The organism is Virgisporangium aliadipatigenens, assembly GCF_016863615.1.
Classification (GTDB): domain Bacteria; phylum Actinomycetota; class Actinomycetes; order Mycobacteriales; family Micromonosporaceae; genus Virgisporangium; species Virgisporangium aliadipatigenens.
On the sequence record NZ_BOPF01000050.1, the window covers coordinates 14,983 to 37,326 of the forward strand.

The following is a 22,344-nucleotide window of genomic DNA, read 5'->3' on the forward strand; positions in this document are numbered from 1 at the left end:
CCGGGCAAAAGGCACAGATTCATACCTTGACGCGTCGACCCGCCCGCCAAACGCCGGTAATACGTGCGGGATCGGCCAGAAGCGTCAATTCGGTGAGCGGATCGCCATCCACCGTGATCACGTCCGCGTCGAAGCCCTCCCGCAGTTGTCCGGAGCGCGGTGCCTGCGGTCCCAATGTCTCCGGGCCGGTTGCCGTGGACATTTCAATTACTTGTAACGGGGTGAAACCCAAACGCAACAACAGGGGTAGTTCGCGGCCGTTGCGACCCCATCCGGCCGGCCGGTGCGCACCGCTCACGCCCAGGTCGCTACCCATCGCGACGGTGACCCCGCGTTCGACGGCCAGTTGAATCGCCGCGGCGTGCCGGTCGGCGACCGCTTCCAATTTCGGCAGCGCGAACGCGGGCGCTGCCCCGGAGTCCAGAATTTCGTGCACGATGGTGCGGGTCGTCACGAGGACGGCGCCGGTCTCGCGCATCGCGTCCGCGCTCTCCTCGTCCAGGAACGTCCCGTGCTCGATCGTGCGCGCCCCGGCCTCCAGCGCGGCCATGATTCCCGGCTTGCCGTGGCAGTGCGCGGCGACGATCCGTTCGGCCATGCCGGCCACCTCGACGACGGCGCGCAACTCGGCCCCGGTGAACTGCTGGTGCTCCAGCGGGTCCACCTCCGACAGCACGCCGCCCGACGCGCACACCTTGATCACCTTGGCGTTGCGGCGCAGCTGCTCCCGGGCGGCCCTGGCGCACTCGGCCGGCCCGTCGCAGATCCGGACCTCCGCACCGGCCGCGCTGTACTCGTCCATCCAGGCCAGCGGCATCGAGTGGACGTCGGCGTGACCGCCGGTGGTGGACAGGATCGCGCCGGCCGCGTAGATCGCCGGGCCCTCGATCGCCCCCTCCTCCACCGCCCGCGCCAGGTGCACACCGAGGCCGCCCAGCTCCCGGATGCTGGTGATCCCGGCGTTCAGGGCGGCCCGCAGGTCGGCCGTCGAACGCGCCGCCCGCAGCGCCACCGGCAGCTGCGGCAGCTGCGCCAGGTCGAACATGTGGAAGCCGAGCAGGTGCGTGTGGGCGTCCCACAGGCCGGGGAGCACCGCCGGGGTGCGCACCACGGTGGCGTTCGGGGTGGGCGGGGCGACGTCGGACGGGCCGGCATAGCGGATCGCCGGCCCGTCCAGTACGACGGTCCCGTTCCGGATCGGGTCGCCCCGGCCGGGGATGAGCAGGTCAGCATCGATACGGGTCACCGGCATGCCGATGATCATATGCACGACCCGGTACGGATCATGCGCCGCGCAGGGCGGCCCCCAGACGTTCCCTAGCCACGGTGACCGCGGCGTCGCGGGCCGCGACCGCCTCGTCGACCGTGAGCGTCCGGTCCCCCGCGCGGAACGTCAGCTTGTAGGCGAGCGACTTGCGCCCCTGCCCCACCTGCGCACCCGTGTAGACGTCGAACAGCCGCACCGCCTCCAGCAGTTCGCCCGCGCCGTCGGTCAGCGCGCGCTGCACCTCCGCCGCCGGGGTGGCCGCGTCGACCACCAACGCCACGTCGATCAGCGCCGGCGGGTACGACGACACGGTCGGCGTCACCACGATCCCCGGCAGCGGAACGTCGTCCAGCACCAGTTCCGTCGCGCAGGTACGCGGCGGCAGGTCCAGGGCGGCGCACACGGCCGGGTGCAGTTCGCCGGCGTGGCCGATGACCTTGCCGCCGACGACGATCTCGGCGCAGCGGCCCGGGTGCCACGGCGGGTTGGTGCCGGCCCGCACGACCGGCTCCGCGCCGGCGGTCTCCACCACCAGACGCGCGGCGTCGACCGCGTCGGCCCAGGACACCGGCCGCCCCGCGCCCCACCAGCCGGCCGGCTCCGCGTCACCGGCGAGCACCGCTGCCACGTGCCACGGCTGCGCCGGAACGACCGCCTGCGCCAGCGCCAGCTCCTCGTCGGTCGGCCGCCGGTCCACCCCGAGCGCGGGCGGCGTGGCCCCGTTCCCCGGGTGGAACACCGGACCGATCTCGTAGAGCGCCACGTCCCGGTGCCCCCGGCCCAGGTTGCGCCGCAGCGCCCCGAGCAGCGGCGGCAGCAGCGTGGTCCGCAGCGCCGGCTCCTCCTCGGAGATCGGGTTGGCCAGCCGCACCTGCGCGCGCCGCGGGTCGTCCGCCGGGATGCCGAGCGCGTCCAGCGCGGACTCACCGACGAACGGGTACGTCAGCACCTCCACGAAGCCGGCCTCGGCCAGGGCCCGGCCCACGCTCGTGCGGCGGCGCTGCGTCGCCGTCCAGCCGTTACCGGGCGGGGCGATCGGCAGCACGCTCGGCACCTTGTCGTACCCGTCGAGCCGGATCACCTCCTCCACCAGGTCGGCCGGGTCGGTCAGGTCGGGGCGCCAGGTCGGCGGGGTCACCGTCAGCCGGTCGCCGTCGGCCACCACGTCGGCGCCGATCTCCTGGAGGAGTTCGGTCACCCGCTCGCGCGAGTAGTCCACGCCGGCCACCCGGGACGGCAGCGCCGCGTCGAGCTGCACCTGCCGGCGGGTCGGCCGGGTGTCGAAGTCGAGCAGCTCCGTGCCGGGCGTGCCGCCGCCGTACTGCACCAGCAGCCGCACCGCCTTCTCGAGGCCGACCAGGCAGAGTTCGCGGTCGACGCCGCGTTCCCAGCGCTTGGAGGCCTCGCTCGGCAGCTTGTGCCGTCGCGCGGTGCGGGCCACCATCACCGGGTCCCAGTGCGCCGCCTCGAACAGGATGTCCACAGTGGACGGCTGGACCTCGCTCGTCTCGCCGCCCATCACGGCCGCGAGCGAGATGGGCCCGGTGTCGTCGCAGATCACCATGTCCTCGGGGTCGAGCGTGCGTGCGACGCCGTCGAGCGTGGTCAGCTTCTCCCCGGCGTTCGCCCGCCGTACGACGAGCGGTCCGCGGATCAGATTCAGGTCGAACGCGTGCATCGGCTGGCCGAGTTCCATCATCAGGTAGTTGGTGATGTCGACGGCCAGATTGATGGAACGGACACCGGCCACGGCGAGCCGCTTGCGCATCCACTCCGGAGCCCGCGCGGACGGGTCGATCCCGCGCACGACGCGCGCCGCGAACCGGTCGCAGCCCAGCGGATCCACCACGGCGACCGGGTACGCCGGCTCGGGCGTGCCCGGCGTCGGCTCGACCGACAGCGCCGGATCCCGGAACGGCAGCCCCAACGAGTGCGACAGCTCCCGGGCGATGCCGCGCGCCGAGAAGCAGTAGCCGCGGTCCGGGGTGATGGCCAGCTCGATCAGCACCTCGTCGAGGCCCACCAGCGGCCGCGCCTCGGTGCCCGGCTCGGCGGTACCCGGCTCCAGCACGATGATCCCGGCATGGTCGTCGCTGACGCCCAGCTCCCGCCCGGAGCAGATCATCCCGTTGGAGATCTGCCCGTAGGTCTTGCGCGCGGCGATCTCGAACCCGCCGGGGAGAACGGCGCCGGGCAGCGCCACGACGACGAGGTCACCGGGGTCGAAGTTCTGCGCGCCGCAGATGATCCCGCGCACGCCGCCGTGCGCCTCGCCGACATCCACCTGGCAGTAGCGGATCGGCTTCTTGACCTTCGGCACCGGCTCGAACGACTCGACCCGCCCGACGACGAGCGGACCCTCCACAGTGGACCCGAGGTCGCTGATCCCCTCGACCTCGAGCCCGACCTTCACGAGGGCCCGCTCCAGCTCGAGCGCGGACAGCTCCGGCAGGTCGACGTACTCGCGCAGCCACGCGACGGACACCTTCACTGCCTCAGCCCTCCATTCCGAACGCGCGCGAGAACCGCACGTCGCCTTCCACCATGTCGCGCATGTCCGTGGCGTCGTTGCGGAACATCAGCGTCCGCTCGATGCCCATGCCGAACGCGAATCCGGAGTACACGTCCGGGTCGATCCCGCACGCCGTCAGTACCCGCGGGTTGACCATGCCGCAGCCGCCCCACTCGATCCACCGCGGCCCGCCCTTCGCCTGCGGGAACCAGAGGTCCACCTCGGCCGACGGCTCCGTGAACGGGAAGTACGACGGCCGCAGCCGGGTCTGCGCCTCGTCGCCGAACATCGACCGCGCGAAGTGATCCAGCGTCCCCTTGAGGTGCGCCATCGTGATGCCCTTGTCCACCACGAGCCCCTCGACCTGGTGGAACACGGGCGTGTGCGTGGCGTCCAGCTCGTCGGTGCGGTACACCCGGCCGGGGACCACGATGTAGATCGGCGGCTTGCGCGTCAGCATCGTGCGCGCCTGAACGGGCGACGTGTGCGTGCGCAGCACCAGGCCCGGCGCCGTGGTCCAGAACGTGTCCATCATGGACCGCGCCGGATGGTCGGCCGCGATGTTGAGCGCGTCGAAGTTGAACCACTCCAGCTCGACCTCGGGGCCCTCGGCGACCTCGAAGCCCATACCGATGAACAGGTTGCCGATCCGCTCCATCAGCGTGGTCAGCGGATGGCGGGCGCCCTGCGGCCGGCGCGCGGTCGGCAGCGTGACGTCGACCGTCTCCTCCAGCAGGACGCGCCGTTCGCGCTCCGCCTCCTGGGTCACCAGCGCGGCGTCGTAAGCGGCCTGGATCGCGGCGCGGGCGATGTTGACCCGCTTGCCGGCGTCGGCCTTCGCGGCCGGCGGCAGCGCCCCGATCTCGCGGCGGGCCAGCGACACCGGCGAGCGGTCGCCGAGGTGCTGCGGCTTGAGCGCCTGCAGCCCCTCGAGGTCGGCCGCACCCGTGAACGCCTTCTCCGCCGCGGCCACCGCCTCGTCAAGGGCGGTCTGGTCGAGCAGCGCCACCTGTTTGGGGTCGTAGTCGCTCATCACAAATCTCCTCAGCCCGGAACGCTCGGAAAGTGTAGGCGCGGCTGTGCCGTCGCCCGCCGGTGGCTCAGGAGGGGTGGAAGAGGGGTCAGCTCGCCCGCCCGCCGACACCGGCGGGCTGCATAAACAGATGACCCATCACAGGGAACGCTCCTCGATAGAAAGCACTCGCGCACTAGCGTACAGGCACACCGCGGCGGCAGCAGCCAGGTTAAGGCTCTCGGCGCGGCCGTGGAGCGGCACGTGCACGCGGGCGTCGGCGGCGTCGGCCAGTTCGGGGGGCAGCCCGTGCGCCTCGGTCCCGAACAGCCACGCGGTCGGCCCGGAAAGCGGCGCGTCGTACAGCGACACGGAGCCGTAGCCGTCGGCCGCGAGCACCGTGAAACCGTTGTCCCGCAAGGCCTTCACCACGTGGAACGGATCCTCCTCGCGCACCACGTCGACGTGGAACAGGCTGCCCGCCGAGGCGCGCACCGCCTTGCCGTTGTACGGATCCACGGCGTCGCCCGCGAAGATCACGGCGCCCGCACCCGCCGCGTCGGCCGTGCGCAGGACGGTGCCGGCGTTGCCGGGATCGCGCACCTCGGCCAGAACGGCCACCAGCCGCGGCCGCTTCGCCAGGGCCTCGAAGAGCGGCACGTCGAAGGTGCGACACACCGCGACCAGGCCCTGCGGGTTGACCGTCTCGGCGAGCGCACCGAGGCCTGCGTCGTTGATCAATGTGGCGCCGGCCGTCAGTTCGGGATGGGCGGCGACGCCCTTCGGCGTGGCGAACAGCTCCTCGATGTGGGCCGACGCCTCGCGCACCGCCTGCGGCCCCTCCACGAGGAAGCGGCCGGTCTCGTCGCGTTCGCGCCGCCGCTGCAGGCGCCGAGCAGCGACGACCCGGGGTGACCGCTGGGTGAGCGGTGCGGCCCCGGGTCGCAGTGCGGGTGTCTCAGGCAGCGGTCGCACCGGTGCCGTTGTCGGCGACGGCCTTCGCGGCCACGGCCACGATGCCGGCGAACGCCTTCTCGTCATTGACGGCGAGATCGGCCAGGATCTTGCGGTCCACGTCGATGCCGGCGAGGCGCAGGCCCTGGATCAGGCGGTTGTAGGTGAGCCCGTTGGCGCGAGCGGCCGCGTTGATCCGGGTGATCCACAGCTGGCGGAAGTCGCCCTTGCGGTCACGGCGGTCACGGTAGGCGTACTGCATCGAGTGCAGCACCTGCTCCTTGGCCTTGCGGTAAAGGCGCGAGCGCTGACCGCGGTAGCCACTCGCGGTCTCCAGGATGGTACGGCGCTTCTTCTGGGCGTTGACCGCCCGCTTCACGCGTGCCACGGTTCGTACTCCTCATCAAGGACCGGCCCACGCACCGGGGCCGGTCAGGTCACTACTCGGAATTGGCCTCGCTGTGCCCTCGCACGAGTGCTCGGCCATGGCGCGCTAGAGCGGCCTGGTACAGCAGCTCGGCGTCAGCGCCCGAGCAGGCGCTTGATGCGCTTCGTGTCCGCCTTGGTCAGCACGACCAAGCCGGTGATCCGGCGGGCGTGGCGGGAGGACTTGACCTCCATGTGGTGCCGCTTGCCCGACTGCGCGGACACGATCTTGCCATTACCCGTGACCCGCACCCGCTTGCCCATGCCGGTGTGGCTCTTCATCTTCGGCATTGAAAACCGCTCTCTTCGTTTACTGGTCGCCCGCGCTGACGGGGGTCGCCTCCGGGGCATCGGCCTGCACTTCGCCGCTCTTGGCGGCAACCGCGGCGGCCTTCGTGGCCCGGTGCGGAGCGATCACCATGATCATGTTTCGACCGTCCTGCTTCGGAGCGGCTTCCACGAAACCGAGTTCCGAGATCTCCTCGGAGAGCCGGCGCAGCAACCGGAACCCGAGCTCCGGCCGGCTCTGCTCACGACCACGGAACATGATCGTGACCTTGACCTTGTCACCGGCCTTGAGGAACCGCACGACGTGACCCTTCTTGGTCTCGTAGTCGTGCGAGTCGATCTTGGGACGGAGCTTCATCTCCTTGATGACGGTCTGCTGCTGGTTACGCCGCGCTTCACGCGCCTTCAGTGCGCTCTCGTACTTGAACTTGCCGTAGTCCATGAGCTTGCACACCGGAGGACGCGCCATGGGCGCAACCTCGACCAGATCCAGGTCGACATCGGCGGCCAGCTGAAGAGCACGCTCCAGGGGAACGATGCCCACCTGCTCGCCCTCCGGGCCGACCAGCCGCACTTCGCGCGCCCGAATCTGTTCGTTGACGCGTGGCTCGACGCTGATGGGGCCTCCTCGAATCGTTGCGCACCCTCGCGTGGACTGTCCACGCGAGGCGGCCACAGCACAAAACGAAGAGGCCCTGACACGTGATGTGCCCAGGGCCCGCTCGACCGGTCGTCGCGGCGCACCCGTGAAGGACACGCCTACCACCCGGCCTCAGCCGAGCGGTTGACCGGACCCGGCTACCTCAGGGGTGGCTCGGGTGGGAGCGGGACGCTCCGCTTTGCGCACCCGATTTACCTCGAAGAGATGAAACGGGTGTGGTCGACGACCAAGGTTACCACGTGCTACTCCGCGTCAGCGGGCGAGGGCTGTGCCACTGTCTCCGGCGCCGTCGGTTCCTCCGGACGCTTCTGCTGAGCCGCCGCGTGGAGGGCCCGCAGCCGGCGGACCACGTCGACCGCGTACTCCTTGTCGGCGGCCTGCACCGCCAGCACCGCCAGCACGTCGTCGTCGTGCAGGTCCAGCATCGCCCAGGAGGAGCCCCGGTTGAACTTGACCGCGCGCACGATCGACCACGGCACGTCGTAGGAACCGAGCAGGTTCTGCACCCGGATGCCCTCGGCGTCGGCGCGCACGCTGGGCCGGGCGAAGATCAGGCTGACCAGCGCGACGACCACCCCCAGGATGATCATCGCCCAGTGGTCCGCGGTCTCGAAGACGGCGCCCTGGTCGTTGATGGTCCCGTGCAGGCTGAACGAGATCAGCGTGAACACCACCACGATGATCGGCGCGAACACGAAGACCAGGAGCCTGATCCTGCGCGGCCGGGCGACAACAGGTGCTACTTGCGAGGGCGCCGACGTCATGGTGTCCATTAGAGCCTGCTCGCCGCGATGTCCGTCACGAGGATGGCCCGCGCGCCCACGTCGTACAGCTCGTCCATGACCCGGTGCACGTCGGCGCGCAGCACCATGGCCTGCACGGCCAGCCAGCCCTCCCGGTGCAGCGGTGCCACCGTCGGCGACTCGATGCCCGGCGTCAGCGCCACCGCCTCCGGCAGCCGTTCCGACGGCACGTCGTAGGCGAGCATCACGTACCTGCGCGCGACCAGCACACCCTGCAGCCGCCGAACCAGCTGGGTGATCGCCGGCTGCTCCGCGGAGCGCCCGATCAGCAGCGCGGACGAACGCAGGATCGGCTCGCCGACCGTCACCAGGCCCACCTGGCGCAGCGTGGACCCGGTCTCCACGACGTCGGCGATGACGTCGGCCACGCCCAGTCGGATGGCGTTCTCGACGGCGCCGTCGAGGCGGATCACGTCGGCCGTCACGCCCAGGTCGGCCAGGTGCTTGCGGACCACCGTCGCGTACGAGGTGGCGATCCGCCGCCCGGCGAGGCCCTGCGGGTCCTCCGGTGTGCCCGGGACGGCGGCGAAGCGGAACGTCGCCCCGCCGAAGCCGAGGTCCAGGATCTCCGACGCGCCGGAGTCCGCGTCGATCAGCAGGTCCCGGCCGGTGATGCCGAGATCCAGATCACCCGAGCCGACGTACGTCGCGATGTCCCGCGGGCGCAGGTAGAAGAACTCGACGTCGTTGTCGGCGTCGACGCACACGAGATCGCGGTCGGAGGGGCGCTGGCGGTACCCGGCCTCGCGCAGCATCTGGGCCGCCGGACCGGAGAGGGTGCCCTTGTTGGGCACGGCGATACGAAGCATGTGGGGGAACCCGTTCTCAGAGGTGGCGGTACACGTCGTCGAGCTTCAGTCCGGTGGCCAGCATCAGCACCTGGACCTGGTAGAGCAGTTGGGAGATCTCCTCGGCGGTGCGCTCCGGACCCTCATGCTCCGCGGCCATCCACGACTCGGCGGCCTCCTCGACCACCTTCTTGCCGATGGCATGGACCCCCCGCTCCAGCGCCGCCACCGTCCCCGATCCCGGGGTACGCGCGGCCGCCTTCGCGGAAAGCTCGTCGAACAACTCGTCGAACGTCTTCACGGGACGGCATTCTTTCACCCGTCGCATACATCACCTGATGCGCCCTGACCTTGTCCTATTCGCGTCGCACGGGTCGGGGTACCGTGGCGCGACCTGTCACCCGCACGTTTGGGCACGAGGAGATGGCTACCTCCCGGCTGTACCGCTGGCTCGCGTTACCCCTGATCGCCGCGCTGATCGTGGTGATCGCCACCGGGGTCGCCGGTGGTGACGCGGCGCAGCCGATCGGCGACGTGGCGCAGTTGATCGCCGCTGTCGTGGCGCTCGCCGCACTCTCCTGGGTGACCCGGCGGCACACCGGGACGGCCCGCACCTGGCGGGGGTTCCTGGGGACGGCCGCCGCCGCGTGGACCGCCGGGCACCTGCTGCGCCCGCTGGCACCGGAGGCCGCCGACGCGGCCGGGCTGCTCGCCCCGCTGCTGGCCGCCGCCGCCGTGCTGGTGCTGAGCGCCGACCCGCCCGGGCGCAGCGGCCCGGTGTCGCGCCTGGTGCCGCTGCTCGACGGGCTCATGGCGACCATGGCGCTCACCGCGCTGGCCTGGCCGTACCTCGGAGCCTTCGGCGACCGGTCCGGGACCCGGCTGCTCATCGCGGCGGCGGGCGTGCTGGCGGCCGTTCTGGTGCTGCTGCGCGCGGCACCCGGGCGGCCGGTGCTCATCCCGCTGGGGCTCGGGCTCACCGCGATCGCGGCCGCCGACATCGTCCCGCCGCTGGCCACGGCAGGGCATGTGGCCGGGCCGCTGTTCCTGGCGCTGGTGGCGACCCGGCCCGAACCGCAGTGGGCCCGGGCGACGCGCGAGATCCCCAGCCGGTACCGGCCCGGCCTGGTCGTCGCCGGATGCCTGCCGGCCGTGGCGGCGGCGGGGCACGTCGCCTGGCGGGTGGCATCCGGCGTACCGGTCACCGGCGGCGAGGCCGTCCTCGGGTGGGCCCTCGTCGTCATCCTCGCCGGACGCTGGCTGATCACCTCGGCCGACCGGGCCGAACTGGCGTTCCGCGCCTACCACGACCCGCTGACCGGCCTCGCCAACCGCGAACTCCTGCGCCGGCGGCTCACCCGAGCCGTCGAACGGCACCGCCGCGACGGTTCGCCGGTCGCACTTCTCTTCGTCGACCTCGACGACTTCAAGCTGATCAACGACAGCCTGGGCCACGCCGCCGGGGACCGCCTGCTGGGCGCCGTCGGGGAACGCCTCCGCTCCTGCGTGCGCGCGATCGACGCGGTGGCCCGGCTCGGCGGGGACGAGTTCGCCGTGCTGCTCGACGGGCCGGCCGACCCCAGCGACGACCGCGTCGTCTCCCCCGAACGGGTCGGCGAACGCATCCTCGCCGCGCTGCACCGGCCGTTCCGGATCGACGGCCACTCCGTCACCGTCGGCGCCAGCGTCGGGGTGGTGGTGCCGGACGGCTCGGGCGACCTCGACGCCGACGCGCTGCTGCGCCACGCCGACGCGGCCATGTACGCCGGCAAGCGGCGCGGCAAGGGTGTGCTGGTGCGCTACCGCACCGACGACACCGACGGGTTGGACCTGCCCGACCTGCCGGACCTGCTCGCCGCGGGGCTGCAGGGCGACCCGGCCGGCGAGGGGTTCGACGTGTACTACCAGCCGATCGTGCGGCTCGGCGACGGGACGGTGGCCGCCGTCGAGGCGCTCGCCCGCTGGCGGCACCCGGTCGCCGGGGTGGTCGCACCCGACGTCTTCGTCGCCGTGGCCGAACGCGCAGGCCTGGTCGCCCGCCTCGACGACTTCGTGCTCGACCGCGCCTGCGCCGACGCCGCGGCCCTGGCCGAACGCTTCGGCGCCGCCCCCGACGTGCACGTGAACGTCTCCGCGGGCCGCCTCGCCACCCCAGAACTGGAAGCCGCGGTCGAGTCCGCGCTGCGCCGCCACGGGCTCGACCCGACCAAGCTGGTGCTGGAGATCACCGAGACGAGCCGCATCCCGGACCTGACCGCGGCGGCCGCTGCCGGCCGGCGACTGCGGCGGCGCGGGGTCCGGCTGGCCCTCGACGACTTCGGGACCGGCTTCAACGCCCTCGCCCAGTTGCACGCGCTGCCGGTCGACATCGTGAAGCTCGACCGCGCGATCACCACCGTCGACGGCGACCCGCAACGCGCCGAGGCGGTCTGCCGCTCCGTGATCGCGATCTGCCGCGCCCTCGGCATCACGATCGTCGCCGAGGGCGTGGAAACCCCCGAGCAGGCGAGGATCCTGTCCGACCTCGGCTGCGACCTGGGCCAGGGCTACCGCTACGGCCAACCGGCCCCCTTGGACGCCCTGACCCGATCTTGACGCGCGGTCGCTCACGTAGGTCAACTCGCCCGATGACCTTCATGAGCGGACGCGCGTCCAGATCCGATCAGCCGCGGCGGACGGCCTTCAGTGCCAATGCGGCGCCCAGCGCGGCCGCGGTCGCGGAGAAGCCCTTGTCCTCGGCGGAGTCCGGGAGCCCGGCGCGATCACGCGCCTGGGCGACCGTGTCCACGGTCAGCACCCCGTGCGCGACCGGCGTCGACTCGTCCAGCGCCACCCGGGTCAGCCCCTCGGTCACCGACTTGCACACGTAGTCGAAGTGCGCCGTGTCCCCACGGATCACCACGCCGAGCGCCACCACCGCGTCGCACCGGCGGGCCAGCGCCTGCGCCACCACCGGCAGCTCGACCGCGCCGGCGACGCGCACGTCGATCACGTGCGTGACCCCGCTCTCCTTCGCCGCCGCGAGCGCCCGCTCGTGCATCTGGTCGACCAGCTCCGCGTGCCAGGTCGTGGAGACGACCCCCAGCGTCAACCCCGCCGCGTCCACCGGAGCGGTGTCCGGTGCCCCCAAACCCGCCATCAGGCCAGCCCTTCCGCGATCTGATCCAACTCGTCGAGCAGGTGTCCCATGCGGTCCCGTTTGGTCCGCAGGTACCGCACGTTTTCCGGGTGCGCCCGCACGGGCATGGCCTCCCGGCCGGTCACCCGCAGTCCGTATCCTTCCAGACCGGCCCGCTTGGCCGGGTTGTTCGTCAACAGCCGCATCGTCCGGATCCCCAGGTCGGCGAGGATCTGCGCGCCCGTGCCGTAGTCGCGGGCGTCCGCCGGCAGGCCCAGGTCCAGGTTGGCGTCGACGGTGTCGCGCCCCTCGTCCTGCAGCTGGTACGCCTGGAGCTTGTGCAGCAGGCCGATCCCCCGGCCCTCGTGCCCGCGCACGTACAGCACGACGCCGCGGCCCTCCGCCGCCACCCGCTTCAGCGCCGCCTGCAGCTGCGGGCCGCAGTCGCAGCGCAGCGAGCCGAAGACGTCGCCGGTCAGGCACTCGGAGTGGACCCGGACCAGCACGTCCTCGCCGTCGCCGAGGTCGCCGTAGACCAGCGCGACGTTGTCGGCGCCCTCGTGCGCGGTGCGGTAGCCGACCGCGGTGAAGACGCCGTAGTCGGTCGGGATGCGGGCCTCCGCGGCGCGTTCGACCTGCTTCTCGGTCCGCCGCCGGTACGCGATCAGGTCGGCGATCGAGACCATGGCGAGCCCGTTCTCCCGGGCGAACGCCAGCATGTCCGGTACGCGCATCATCTCGCCGTCGTCGCGGACCAGCTCGCACAGCACCCCCACGGGACGCAGTCCGGCGAGGGTGGCCAGGTCGACGGCGGCCTCGGTGTGCCCGGGCCGGCGCAGCACACCTCCGCAGCGCGCCCGCAACGGCACCACGTGCCCGGGGCGGGAGAAGTCCGCCGCGCCCGCGGCCGGGTCGGCGAGCAGCCGGATCGTGTGCGCCCGGTCGGTCGCGGAGATCCCCGTCGACACCCCGGAACGGGCGTCCACGGTCACGGTGTAGGCGGTCCCGCGCTTGTCCTGGTTGGTGTGGTACATCGGCGGCAGGTCCAGCCGGTCGGCCACCGACTCGGGCATCGGCACGCAGACGAACCCCGACGTGTGCCGCACCATGAACGCCAGCAGTTCCGGCGTGGCGTGCTCCGCCGCGAAGATCAGATCGCCCTCGTTCTCCCGGTCGGCGTCGTCGACCACGATCACGGCCCTGCCGGCGGCGATGTCCGCGACGGCCTTCTCGATCTCGTCGAAGTCGGTCATGACCGGCCGCCCACCAGCTTCTCGACGTACTTGGCGATCACGTCGACCTCGAGGTTCACCGGGTCGCCGGGGGCCTTGCGGCCGAGCGTGGTCAGCTCGAGGGTGGTCGGGATCAGGCTCACCGTGAACCAGTCCGGCCCCACCTCCACCACCGTCAACGAGATGCCGTCGACCGTGATCGAGCCCTTCTCGACCAGGTAACGGGTCAGCGCGGCCGGGACGGTGAGGCGCACCACCTCCCAGGTCTCCCCCGGGGTGCGCGACTCGACCGTGCCGACGCCGTCCACGTGCCCCTGCACGAGGTGGCCGCCGAGGCGGGTGGCGAGGGTCGCGGCGCGTTCGAGGTTGACCCGGTCACCGGGGCGCAGCACCCCGAGCGACGAACGCTTCCAGGTCTCCTCCATCACGTCGACCGTGAACACGTCTTCCTCGACGGTCACCACGGTCAGGCAGACGCCGTTGACGCTGATCGAGTCGCCGTGCGCCGCGTCCTTCGTGACCAGCGGGCCGCGCAGGGACAGGCGTTCGGCGGAGATGTCGATGACGGTGCCGAGTTCTTCGACGATGCCGGTGAACACGTCAGCCTCCGGTTCGCGTGGCAACGCGCGAGCGGGCTGACGAGAGGTGCCGGACAGGGGCGGTGCCGGGGGGCGCAGCAACGCGCCGACGGCTCCGCCTGCCCGCGCGCTGCCTCCCATCCGGACTTTAACCGTCGGCCCCGGAATCTCACCGGGTCCACCGGCCGATGGATTCGGCCGGGTCGCGGGCTTACCGGCCATCGGGCCGGATCACCGCCGGTTCGGAATTTCACCGAACCCCGCCAACGCGCGTGGTGGGTATGACCTTCCGAGTCTGACACAGCACCGTTGCGCGGACCCGAGACGTCGATCACACGCGGTCAGATCTTGCCCCGCCGCTCGAACGCCACGAACGAGCCCGGGTTCTTCTTCGCCACCGTCTTCATGTCGGAGGCGACCGCCACCACCTCGCGCGGATCCGCGTACAGCCGCGTCATCGACAGCGCCACCCCCACCGACAGCGTCACCAGGTTGGCGATCTGCTCCTCGCCGTTGCGGCTGGCCAGCTTCAGGTACCCGCGCGCGGCGTCCTCCGGGTCGTACAGGTTGTCGGCAGACGCCTCGAAGTCCACGATCGCCTTCTCGGTCAGCGGACGCACCTGCTCCGGCGTGCAGATCGCCACGAAGTCGTCGCCGCCGATGTGCCCGATGAACGCCGGCGGCTCCCCCACCGCCACGATCGCCCGGTGCAGCGACTTCGCCAGCGCCACGATGAACTCGTCCCCGCGCCCGAAGCCGTACCGGTCGTTGACGCTCTTGAAGCGGTCGATGTCCATGTACAGAACGGCGTACGCCGCGCCGCTGCGCACCCGGTCGGCGATCTCCCGGAAGATCCGGTTGTTGCCGGGCAGGCCGGTCAGCGGCGACACCTCGCGATTCTCCTGGTTGCGGCGCAGCGTCGAACGCACCCGCGCGACGAGTTCCAGCGTGTCGAACGGCTTCACCAGGTAGTCGTCGGCACCCGCGTTGAGCCCCAGCACCTTGTCGACGGTGAACTCCCGCGCCGTCAGCAGGATGATCGGCATCGCGGTCGTGATCGGGTTGGCCCGCACCCGCCGGGTCAGCTCCAGCCCGTCGATCTTCGGCATCATCCAGTCGACGATCGCCAGCGACGGCTGATGCTCGTCGATGAGGTGCAACGCGCTCTCGCCGTCGTGGGCCAGCAGCACCTCGTAGCCCTGCAGGCGCAGGTTGACCTCGATGAACCGCGCGATGTCCACGTCGTCGTCGACGACGAGCAGCTTCTCCTTCACCTCGGTCATCGCGGCCCCCGCCCGAACGCCGCGCGGACCACGGACTCAGTCAGCGCAACCCGCACAAGCGGCGGAGCGGCGCCCGATGCGCCGTCTTCCCTCGTCACTCCGGTCGCCGCGCTCCCTGCGCTCCTCACTCCAGACGGCACGCGCCGCCCCGCCGCGTGCTCACCCATCGGCCGGCTCCCCGACCGCGTCGGTGGCGATCCGGCGGATGCGGCGGACCGCCTCGGCCGGGTCGTCCGCGCCGTAGACCGCGGTGCCCGCCACGAACGCGTCCGCCCCGGCCTCGGCCGCCGCCGCCACGGTGTCGTCGGCGATCCCACCGTCGACCTCGATCCGCAGCTCCAGATGGCCGCCGCCGGCGGCGCGGCGCGCCGTGCGCACCTTCTCCAGCAGTTCGGGCATGAACTCCTGGCCGCCGAACCCGGCCTTGATCGTCATGATCAGCAACGTGTCGAAGTGCGGCAGCAGCTCCAGGTAGGGCTCCACCGGCGTGTCCCGGTCGATCGCCAGCCCGGCCCGCGACCCCGCGGCGCGCAGGTCCTTCGCCAGCCGCACCGGATCCTCGGCGGCCTCCACGTGGAACGTCACGTTGTAGGCGCCCGCCTCCGCGTAGCCCGTCGCCCAGTGGTCCGGCCGCTCGATCATCAGGTGACAGTCGAACGGCAGCGTGGTGGCCTGCCGCAGGCTCTTCACCACCGGCAGCCCGATGGTCAGGTTGGGCACGAAGTGGTTGTCCATCACGTCGACGTGCAGCCAGTCGGCGGCACCCTCCACCGCGCGGGCGGCGTCGGCCAGCCGGGCGAAGTCGGCGGCGAGGATACTCGGGGCAACGATCAGCGACGGTCCACTCACGCGATCAGTCTACGAACCGACCCCGCGCGCATGACAGCACCGACGGCATGTCGCAAACCTAGGGCTCTTTTAAGAAGACCTTGGGCGGGCCGGGGCCGGCCACACCGGGTAGTACCGCGGTACCACGCCGACGCACACCGAACGGCACCGCGGTATCACAACCCGCACACGCGATGCGCGATGATCGATGGGTGATCGGGGCACTGGAGGCGCTGCGCCGCGTCGACGGCGCCCGCCCGTGGGTCGCGGACACCCTGGTCGTTCTCGTCGTGTACGTCGTCTTCTGCGTGCGCGACCTCGGCGGGATCAGCGCGCACCACCCGGGTGTGCTGGACGAACGGGTGGCCGCCCTGCACCCGCCGACCCTACTGCTGATCCAGCTGGCGCTGGTGGTCCCGCTGTGGTGGTGGCGGCGCGCACCGGCGGCGGTGTTCTACGTCGTCACCGCCGTCTTCGCGGCGCACTTCAGCTTCGGCATCCTGTTGCAGGCCGACAACGCGGTGCTCGTCGCGCTGTTCAGCGTGGTGCTGCACGAGCGGCCGGCGCGGCTGGTGTGGGTGGCGGTCACGCTGGTCACCGTCGTGAGCCTCGCCACGTGGCGGGCCGCGCTGCTGATCTCGTTCTGGGACGCGCTGTCCGTGCTGGTCACCTCGACCGTCGCGGCCGCCGCGCTCGGGCTGGCGCTGCGGATCCGCCGGGCGCAGCTGGTGGCGCTGCACGACCGGGCCGCCCGGCTGGCGGTCGAACGCGACCAGCGCAGCCGCCTCGCCGCCGCGACCGAACGGGAGCGGGTAGCCCGCGAGCTGCACGACATCGTCGGGCACAGCCTCTCGGTGATCATCACGCTGGCCGACGGCGGCGCGTACGCCATCGACCGTTCCCCGGAGAAGGGCAAGGAGGCCCACCTGCTCATCGGCGACACCGGCCGGCGGGCCCTGGCCGAACTGCGGCGCGCGCTCGCGGTCCTGCGCGAGGACGTGGACCCGCCCGATCTCAGCCCGCAGCCGCGCATCGCCGACATCGAGGCGCTCTGCGAACGGTTCCGCGTCGCCGGCCCCACCGTCACGTACCGCCCGAGCGGCCGGCCGGACCGGCTGGACCTCGGCGTGCAACTGGCCGCGTACCGGATCGTGCAGGAGGCGCTGACGAACGCCCTCAAGCACGCCGGCCCGCACACCGACGTCGTGCTGACCCTGGAGGCCGACGCCTGCGACCTGCGCATCGTCGTCCGCAACACCGTCCCGGTCGGGCCGGCGAAGGCGACCGGGGACGCCGGCCACGGACTCGCCGGGATGGCCGAACGCGCCGCGCTCTACGGCGGCTCCGTCACCGCCGGCCCCGCACCCGACGGCGGCTGGGCGGTCCACGCGCTCCTGAAGGGCAGTCACTCATGATCACCGTGCTCGTGGTGGACGACCAGCCGCTGCAGCGCTTCGGGTTCCGCATGCTGCTGGAAAGCACCCCGGACACCGAGATCGTCGGCGAGGCCGAGAACGGTGCCGACGCCGTCCGGCGCGCCACCGAACTGCATCCCGACGTGGTGCTGATGGACATCCGCATGCCGGGCGTCGACGGCATCGAGGCCACCCGACGGATCATCGCCGCCGGTGGGCGTTCGCGGATCCTGGTGCTGACGACGTTCGACGTGGACCGGTACGCGGTCGCCGCGATCCGGGCCGGGGCGAGCGGCTTCCTGCTCAAGGACGCCCGGCCGGAGGAGCTGCTCGCCGGCATCCGGGCCGTCGCGGCCGGGGACGCCGTCATCGCGCCGGCGCTGACCCGGCGGCTGCTCGACGCGTTCGCCGATCGGCTCGACGACGACTGCGGCCCGCCCGCGCAGGACCCCCGGCTGGACTCGCTGACCGAGCGCGAGCACGAGATCCTGGTCGCCATCGGCCACGGGCTCACCAACGGGGAGATCGCGCAGCGGTTCACGCTGTCGGAGTCGACGGTCAAGACGCACGTCGGGCGGGTCCTCGCCAAGATCGGCGCACGCGACCGCATCCAGGCCGTCATCATCGCCTACGACCTTCGTCTCACCCGGCCGGTGTAGATCCAGAGCTTTCAGTGCTTTCATCGCCACGGTCCGTCGGACTACTACCGCCGCTCCCGCGGGGACCGCTCCGCTTCACGGCAGGGCGGCTGCGCGCCCTGCCGTGAAGACTCCGCTGCCGGGTCCGCGTTACGTCGTCAGGACCTACGGCTGACGGTCATGATGCCGAGGCACATCTCGTCGCTGGTGCCGTCGCCCCAGACCACGTAGCGCGGCGGCAGCTTGCGGAGCTGCGGCAGCCGCTTGCGCAGTCCCGCGTCGTGCGTGCACGTCACCCGCAGCGTGTCCCCCGGGCCGATGTCCACCGGCGCCGGCAGCGCCACCAGCCGCTGGTTGTCGAAGTCGAACTCCGGCACGTCCAGCACCACCCTGGCGTTCGGCGTGCCCGGGTTGAGCTCGACCTTCATGGCCCGCCCGAGCAGGTGCATGTGCCCGAAGCCCGCGAAGAGCGTCATCGGCGCCGGCACCTCGTGGTCGCAGGACTGGGTCTCGCCCGGCTTCGGCGCGGCGTGCCCGCACTCCTTGAGCTGCTGGTCCGCGGCGCCGCCGACCTCCGGCCCGAACCGCTTCGCCACGTCCGCGATCGAGGTTCCCCGGTCGCAGAGCGGGCCCGACTCGTCGGCGGCGCAGGGCAGCTCGGTCGGCGCGTTGATCGGCCAGGTGACGAGTTCGCGGGTCTGCGGCGTGCCCTCGGTCAGCCGCAGCCGCACCGTCGAACGGTCCGAGCCGGCCGGCTTGCCGTCCGTCGCGAGCAGGTTGTAGTGGATCTGGAGAATCAGCAGGCTGCCCGGCTCCAGCTTGTAGCCGGCGTCCTGGTTGAGCAGGGTCTCCGTGACGCCGGGCGTCCAGGTGTCCACCCACGCCGCGTCCACCCCGCCGGGGATGCCGGTCTCGCCGAAGCACTGCCAGCCGAGGCCGGGGGTCTGCTCGTCGTGCGCGCGCACCTTCGCCGCCTCGCTCGCCGGCACCGCGAACACGATGGCGTGGTGCGCGATGGCCACGTTCTCCGGGACGAACTGGGTCCCGGTCAGGAACTGCGCCTTGCTCAGGCCCGGATCGATCACCTGGCACCGGTACTCGTCCGTGCCGCCACCCTCCGGCGGCGCGGGCGTGTACGCCTCGGCCATCCTCAGGTCGACGAACCGCTCACCGGCGCGCAACGGCTGCGGCGGCGCCGACGACCCGCCCGCGTGCGCGCCGTGCGAACCGGTCGCCGCGGGCGCGGCGCTGTCATCGGCGTCCGACCCGCAGGCGGCGACGACAGCGAACGCCGTAGCCAGCGCCACGGCGGCCACCCCGAACCTCCACAGTGAACTGTCAGGTTTCGTCATGGCCCGAACGCTAGGCCCGATTCTCACTAGTTTCGTCGTACCGCAGTTGTCATCGTCGATGCCGCCGTGGTACCGCGGTACTACTGCGCGCTACGCCTCAGCAACGCCACGAACATGGCGTCCGTCCCGTGCCGATGCGGCCAGAGCTGCACGGTCGGCCCGCCGCCGAGTTCCGGCATCCCCGCCGGCAGGTACGGCCGAACGTCCACGAAGTCGCACTCCACCGCGCTGCGGCGGCACGTCTCGGTGACCGTCACCCGCGTCTCGGCCACGTGCGGCGAGCACGTCACGTACGCCACCAGCCCGCCCGGGCGCACCACGCGCAGCGCGGCACCGAGCAGTTCGCGCTGCAGCTTGGTCAGCGGCGGAAGGTCCGACGGCTGGCGCCGCCACCGCGCCTCCGGTCGCCGCCGCAGCGCGCCGAGGCCGGTGCACGGGGCGTCGACCAGCACCCGGTCGAACGTTCCCTCGATCTCGCGGCCGTCGTCGGCGCGCACCTCGACCGGCAGCCCCCGGGTGGCCTTCTCCACCAGGGCGGCCCGGTGCGGCGCCACCTCCACGGCCGTCACGCGCGCACCCCGAACGGCCGCCAGCGCCCCGAGCAGGGCCGCCTTGCCGCCCGGGCCGGCACACAGGTCCAGCCACCGCTCGTCCGGCCCGTCGAGGGGCGCGTCGACCAGCGCGTTCGCGACCAGTTGACTCCCCTCGTCCTGAACGTGCGCCAGCCCCTGCGCCAGCGCCGGCACCTCGCCGGGCGCGCCCGAGGGCAGGTACACCGCGAACGGGCCGTAGCGGCCGACCTCGCCGCCGGTGCGTTCGGCGAGCGCGGCGGCGGTGATCCGGCCCGGCCGCGCGCACAGGTGCACGGTCGCGGCGACGTTGTCGGCGGCGAGCGCGGGCTCCACCGGCGATTCCCCCAGCGCCTCCGCGAACGCCCGCACCACCCACGGCGGGTGCGCGTGCGCGAGGCCGAGGCGTTCGACCTCGTCGGCCGGGGCCAGCGCGGCCGTCCAGCCGTCCCAGTCCCGCGATCCGATCTTGCGCAGGACCGCGTTGGCGAACCCGGCCGCGCCCGGCGCGACGGCCCGCACGAGGTCGACGGTGGTGCTGACCGCCGCGTGCGCCGGCACCCGCATCCGCAGCAGCTGGTAGGCGCCGAGCCGCAGGGCGTCCCGCGCCGGCGGGTCGATCCGGTCGACGGCCCGCTCGGCCGCATGGGCGATCACCGCGTCGAGGGTGCCGAGCAGGCGCAGGGTGCCGTAGGTCAGTTCGGTGGTGAAGGCCGCGTCCCGCCCGTGCACGTCGTAGTGCGCCAGGATCCGCGGCAGAACGAGATTGGCGTAGGCGTCGTCGCGGTGCACGGCACCGACCGCCTCGTAGGCCGCCCACCGCGCCGGATCCACCGTCGGCCGCGGCCCGCGCCCGCCGTCCCGACCACCACGCCGGCCGCCGCCCCGACCGCCGCGCGTGCGGTCGCGCGGGCTGTCCGCGCCGGACGCCCGTCGTTCGTGCTGGTTCACTCGAAGCACTCCCCGGCCTCGGGCCGCAGCCCTCGCAACCAGTCCACGGCCGCCATCGCCTTCTTGCCGGCCGGCCGCACCTCGCCCAGCGACACCGGGGTCGTGGCCGTGCCGACCATGACCCCGTCGCGTTCGACCCGGATCTCACCGGGTGCGATGCCCTCGACGCGGACCGGCTTGACCGGCCCGAGCTTGACCCGGTCGCCGCGCAGCGTGGTCCAGGCGCCGGGCGCGGGCGTGCAGGCCCGGATCCGCCGGTCGACGGCGAACGCCGGTTCGGTCCAGCGCACCCGCGCGTCCTCGGGAGTGATCTTGGGCGCCAGCGAGACCCCGTCGGCGGGCTGCGGCACGGCGCGGGCCTGTCCCGACCCGATCGCGTGCAGCACCTGGACGAGCAGCTGCGCGCCGGAGACGGCGAGCCGGCCGAGCAGGTCACCGGAGGTGTCGGTGGGCCGGATCTCGTCGGTGAGCGTGCCGAAGACCGGCCCGGTGTCGAGCCCCGCCTCGAGCTGGAACACGCTCGCGCCGGTCACCTCGTCCCCGCGCAGCACGGCGTGCTGGACCGGTGCCGCGCCGCGCCAGGCGGGCAGCAACGAGAAGTGCAGGTTGATCCAGCCGTGGCGCGGGATGTCCAGGGCCGCCTGCGGGACCAGCGCGCCGTAGGCGACCACGGGGACGCAGTCGGGCGCGATCTCGCGCAGGCGTTCCAGAAAATCGGGCGAGCGGGGGCGGTCGGGCGTCAGCACCTCGACGCCGTGGGCGTCGGCCCAGGCACCGACGGGCGAGCGCACGAGCCGCCGACCGCGGCCCGAGGGCGCGTCGGGGCGGGTGACCACGGCGACGATGTCGTGACCGCCGGCGGCGATCGCGTCCAGGGAGGGCACGGCCACCTCGGGGGTACCGGCGAAGACCAGCTTCATAGCCCGAACGGGCCCCCGTGCGGGCTGACCTTGACCACGGGCGGCGCGCCGGTGTCGTACCACGGCGCGGCCTTGATCTCCTTCATGGCCGCCTTGCGGGCATCCGGGTCCAGCCGCTGGATGAACAGCACACCGTCGAGGTGGTCGGTCTCGTGCTGCACGCACCGGGCGAGCATGCCGTCGCCGACGATCTGCATCGGGTCGCCGTACTCGTTGACGCCCTTGGCCACAACGTGCAGGCGGCGCTTGGTGTCGAAGTAGAGGCCGGGGATGGAGAGGCAGCCCTCGGGCCCGTCCTGCTCCTCCTCGTCGGGGAACTCCAGCACCGGGTTGACGATGTGGCCCACCTCGTCGTCCACGTGGAACGCGAAGACGCGCAGGCCGACGCCGATCTGCGGCGCGGCGAGGCCGGCACCGCCCTCGTCGTCCATGGTCTCGATGAGGTCGGCGACGAGGCGGCGCAACTCCTTGTCGAAGTCGACCACGGGCTCGGCCGGAGTACGCAGTACCGGGTCTCCGAAGAGGCGGATCGGTTGCACGGTCACGTGAGGAGACTCCAGGTAACGCGGGGTTCTGAGGACAGAGAGTGAGTCTACGTCGGCGCGCGTCGCCGCATGGACAGGTGCCGTAGAGAGCGCTCTCTTGATTTCCCCGGCGACGTGGTGCAACCTCCTCAACAGTTGTGCAGTTCGATGCCGACGCCCGTCCCGCCAGACGGCCACCCCGCCGCCATCAGAAGGCAGACCACC

Annotated in this window: 22 protein-coding genes and 1 riboswitch; of the genes, 3 read left to right on the top strand and 19 right to left on the bottom strand. The window is 72.3% G+C overall.

What is annotated here, in order from left to right:
- Nucleotides 1–19 precede the first annotated feature (19 nt).
- The 10 genes from Val02_RS42020 to Val02_RS42065 form a co-directional block, all read right to left on the bottom strand.
- On the bottom strand, nt 20–1,198 hold the full coding sequence (locus tag Val02_RS42020; RefSeq protein ID WP_203904983.1) for a metal-dependent hydrolase family protein: 1,179 nt from the start codon (nt 1,196–1,198) through the stop codon (nt 20–22).
- A gap of 85 nt (nt 1,199–1,283) precedes the next feature.
- On the bottom strand, nt 1,284–3,758 hold the full coding sequence (gene pheT / locus Val02_RS42025; RefSeq protein WP_203904944.1) for a phenylalanine--tRNA ligase subunit beta: 2,475 nt from the start codon (nt 3,756–3,758) through the stop codon (nt 1,284–1,286).
- 4 nt (nt 3,759–3,762) lie between these two features.
- Nucleotides 3,763–4,812 (bottom strand): phenylalanine--tRNA ligase subunit alpha, encoded by a 1,050-nt coding sequence (gene pheS, locus Val02_RS42030; RefSeq protein ID WP_203904945.1) that lies wholly within the window; start codon nt 4,810–4,812, stop codon nt 3,763–3,765.
- A 138-nt stretch (nt 4,813–4,950) separates the two neighbouring features.
- Nucleotides 4,951–5,766 (bottom strand): TrmH family RNA methyltransferase, encoded by an 816-nt coding sequence (locus Val02_RS42035; RefSeq protein ID WP_239153749.1) that lies wholly within the window; start codon nt 5,764–5,766, stop codon nt 4,951–4,953.
- Nucleotides 5,750–6,133 (bottom strand): 50S ribosomal protein L20, encoded by a 384-nt coding sequence (gene rplT, locus Val02_RS42040; protein ID WP_203904947.1) that lies wholly within the window; start codon nt 6,131–6,133, stop codon nt 5,750–5,752. The genes Val02_RS42035 and rplT overlap by 17 nt, the downstream gene beginning before the upstream one ends.
- 134 nt (nt 6,134–6,267) lie before the next feature.
- The gene (gene rpmI, locus Val02_RS42045; protein ID WP_203904948.1) at nt 6,268–6,462 is read right to left on the bottom strand and encodes a 50S ribosomal protein L35; all 195 of its coding nucleotides are present in this window, start codon (nt 6,460–6,462) and stop codon (nt 6,268–6,270) included.
- A gap of 19 nt (nt 6,463–6,481) precedes the next feature.
- Nucleotides 6,482–7,078: a translation initiation factor IF-3 gene (gene infC, locus Val02_RS42050; RefSeq protein WP_203904984.1), complete on the bottom strand. Its 597-nt coding sequence runs from the start codon at nt 7,076–7,078 to the stop codon at nt 6,482–6,484.
- Between the two features lie 284 nt (nt 7,079–7,362).
- Nucleotides 7,363–7,884 (bottom strand): PH domain-containing protein, encoded by a 522-nt coding sequence (locus Val02_RS42055; protein WP_203904949.1) that lies wholly within the window; start codon nt 7,882–7,884, stop codon nt 7,363–7,365.
- An 8-nt stretch (nt 7,885–7,892) separates the two neighbouring features.
- Entirely contained in the window at nt 7,893–8,732 is an 840-nt protein-coding gene (gene hisG, locus Val02_RS42060; RefSeq protein ID WP_203904950.1) for an ATP phosphoribosyltransferase, read from the bottom strand.
- Nucleotides 8,733–8,748: 16 nt separating this feature from the next.
- Nucleotides 8,749–9,012, bottom strand: a complete 264-nt coding sequence (locus Val02_RS42065; protein WP_203904951.1) for a phosphoribosyl-ATP diphosphatase — start codon at nt 9,010–9,012, stop codon at nt 8,749–8,751.
- 122 nt (nt 9,013–9,134) lie between these two features.
- On the opposite strand from Val02_RS42065, the gene Val02_RS42070 reads away from it, so the two are divergent.
- A complete protein-coding gene (locus tag Val02_RS42070) occupies nt 9,135–11,306 on the top strand; it encodes a putative bifunctional diguanylate cyclase/phosphodiesterase (protein ID WP_203904952.1) in 2,172 nt (723 codons plus the stop codon).
- A 67-nt stretch (nt 11,307–11,373) separates the two neighbouring features.
- On the opposite strand, the gene ribH is transcribed toward Val02_RS42070, so the two are convergent.
- The 5 genes from ribH to rpe form a co-directional block, all read right to left on the bottom strand.
- Nucleotides 11,374–11,850, bottom strand: a complete 477-nt coding sequence (gene ribH, locus Val02_RS42075; protein WP_203904953.1) for a 6,7-dimethyl-8-ribityllumazine synthase — start codon at nt 11,848–11,850, stop codon at nt 11,374–11,376.
- Nucleotides 11,850–13,082: a bifunctional 3,4-dihydroxy-2-butanone-4-phosphate synthase/GTP cyclohydrolase II gene (locus Val02_RS42080; protein ID WP_203904954.1), complete on the bottom strand. Its 1,233-nt coding sequence runs from the start codon at nt 13,080–13,082 to the stop codon at nt 11,850–11,852. The genes ribH and Val02_RS42080 overlap by 1 nt, the downstream gene beginning before the upstream one ends.
- Nucleotides 13,079–13,660: a riboflavin synthase gene (locus Val02_RS42085; RefSeq protein WP_203904955.1), complete on the bottom strand. Its 582-nt coding sequence runs from the start codon at nt 13,658–13,660 to the stop codon at nt 13,079–13,081. Before Val02_RS42085 ends, Val02_RS42080 begins: the two co-directional genes overlap by 4 nt.
- Before the next feature lie 104 nt (nt 13,661–13,764).
- Nucleotides 13,765–13,911: riboswitch (FMN riboswitch) on the bottom strand.
- Between the two features lie 69 nt (nt 13,912–13,980).
- Nucleotides 13,981–14,922 carry a GGDEF domain-containing response regulator gene (locus Val02_RS42090; RefSeq protein ID WP_203904956.1) on the bottom strand — a complete coding sequence of 314 codons (942 nt, stop codon included), beginning with the start codon at nt 14,920–14,922 and terminating at the stop codon, nt 13,981–13,983.
- Between the two features lie 159 nt (nt 14,923–15,081).
- Nucleotides 15,082–15,771: a ribulose-phosphate 3-epimerase gene (gene rpe, locus Val02_RS42095; RefSeq protein ID WP_203904957.1), complete on the bottom strand. Its 690-nt coding sequence runs from the start codon at nt 15,769–15,771 to the stop codon at nt 15,082–15,084.
- A 191-nt stretch (nt 15,772–15,962) separates the two neighbouring features.
- Here rpe and Val02_RS42100 point away from each other — a divergent pair, with 191 nt between their 5' ends.
- Together Val02_RS42100 and Val02_RS42105 are read left to right on the top strand one after the other, a co-directional pair.
- Complete coding sequence (locus tag Val02_RS42100; RefSeq protein ID WP_239153751.1) at nt 15,963–17,165, top strand: sensor histidine kinase; 1,203 nt, start codon at nt 15,963–15,965, stop codon at nt 17,163–17,165.
- Nucleotides 17,162–17,824: a response regulator gene (locus tag Val02_RS42105; protein WP_203904959.1), complete on the top strand. Its 663-nt coding sequence runs from the start codon at nt 17,162–17,164 to the stop codon at nt 17,822–17,824. The genes Val02_RS42100 and Val02_RS42105 overlap by 4 nt, the downstream gene beginning before the upstream one ends.
- Before the next feature lie 137 nt (nt 17,825–17,961).
- On the opposite strand, the gene Val02_RS42110 is transcribed toward Val02_RS42105, so the two are convergent.
- From Val02_RS42110 to def, 4 genes are all read right to left on the bottom strand, one after another.
- Nucleotides 17,962–19,155 carry a monooxygenase gene (locus Val02_RS42110; RefSeq protein ID WP_203904960.1) on the bottom strand — a complete coding sequence of 398 codons (1,194 nt, stop codon included), beginning with the start codon at nt 19,153–19,155 and terminating at the stop codon, nt 17,962–17,964.
- Between the two features lie 80 nt (nt 19,156–19,235).
- A complete protein-coding gene (locus Val02_RS42115; protein WP_373318037.1) occupies nt 19,236–20,684 on the bottom strand; it encodes an RsmB/NOP family class I SAM-dependent RNA methyltransferase in 1,449 nt (482 codons plus the stop codon).
- Nucleotides 20,672–21,595, bottom strand: a complete 924-nt coding sequence (gene fmt / locus Val02_RS42120; RefSeq protein WP_203904961.1) for a methionyl-tRNA formyltransferase — start codon at nt 21,593–21,595, stop codon at nt 20,672–20,674. Before fmt ends, Val02_RS42115 begins: the two co-directional genes overlap by 13 nt.
- A complete protein-coding gene (def, locus tag Val02_RS42125; RefSeq protein WP_203904962.1) occupies nt 21,592–22,140 on the bottom strand; it encodes a peptide deformylase in 549 nt (182 codons plus the stop codon). Before def ends, fmt begins: the two co-directional genes overlap by 4 nt.
- Between the last annotated feature and the right edge of the window lie 204 nt (nt 22,141–22,344).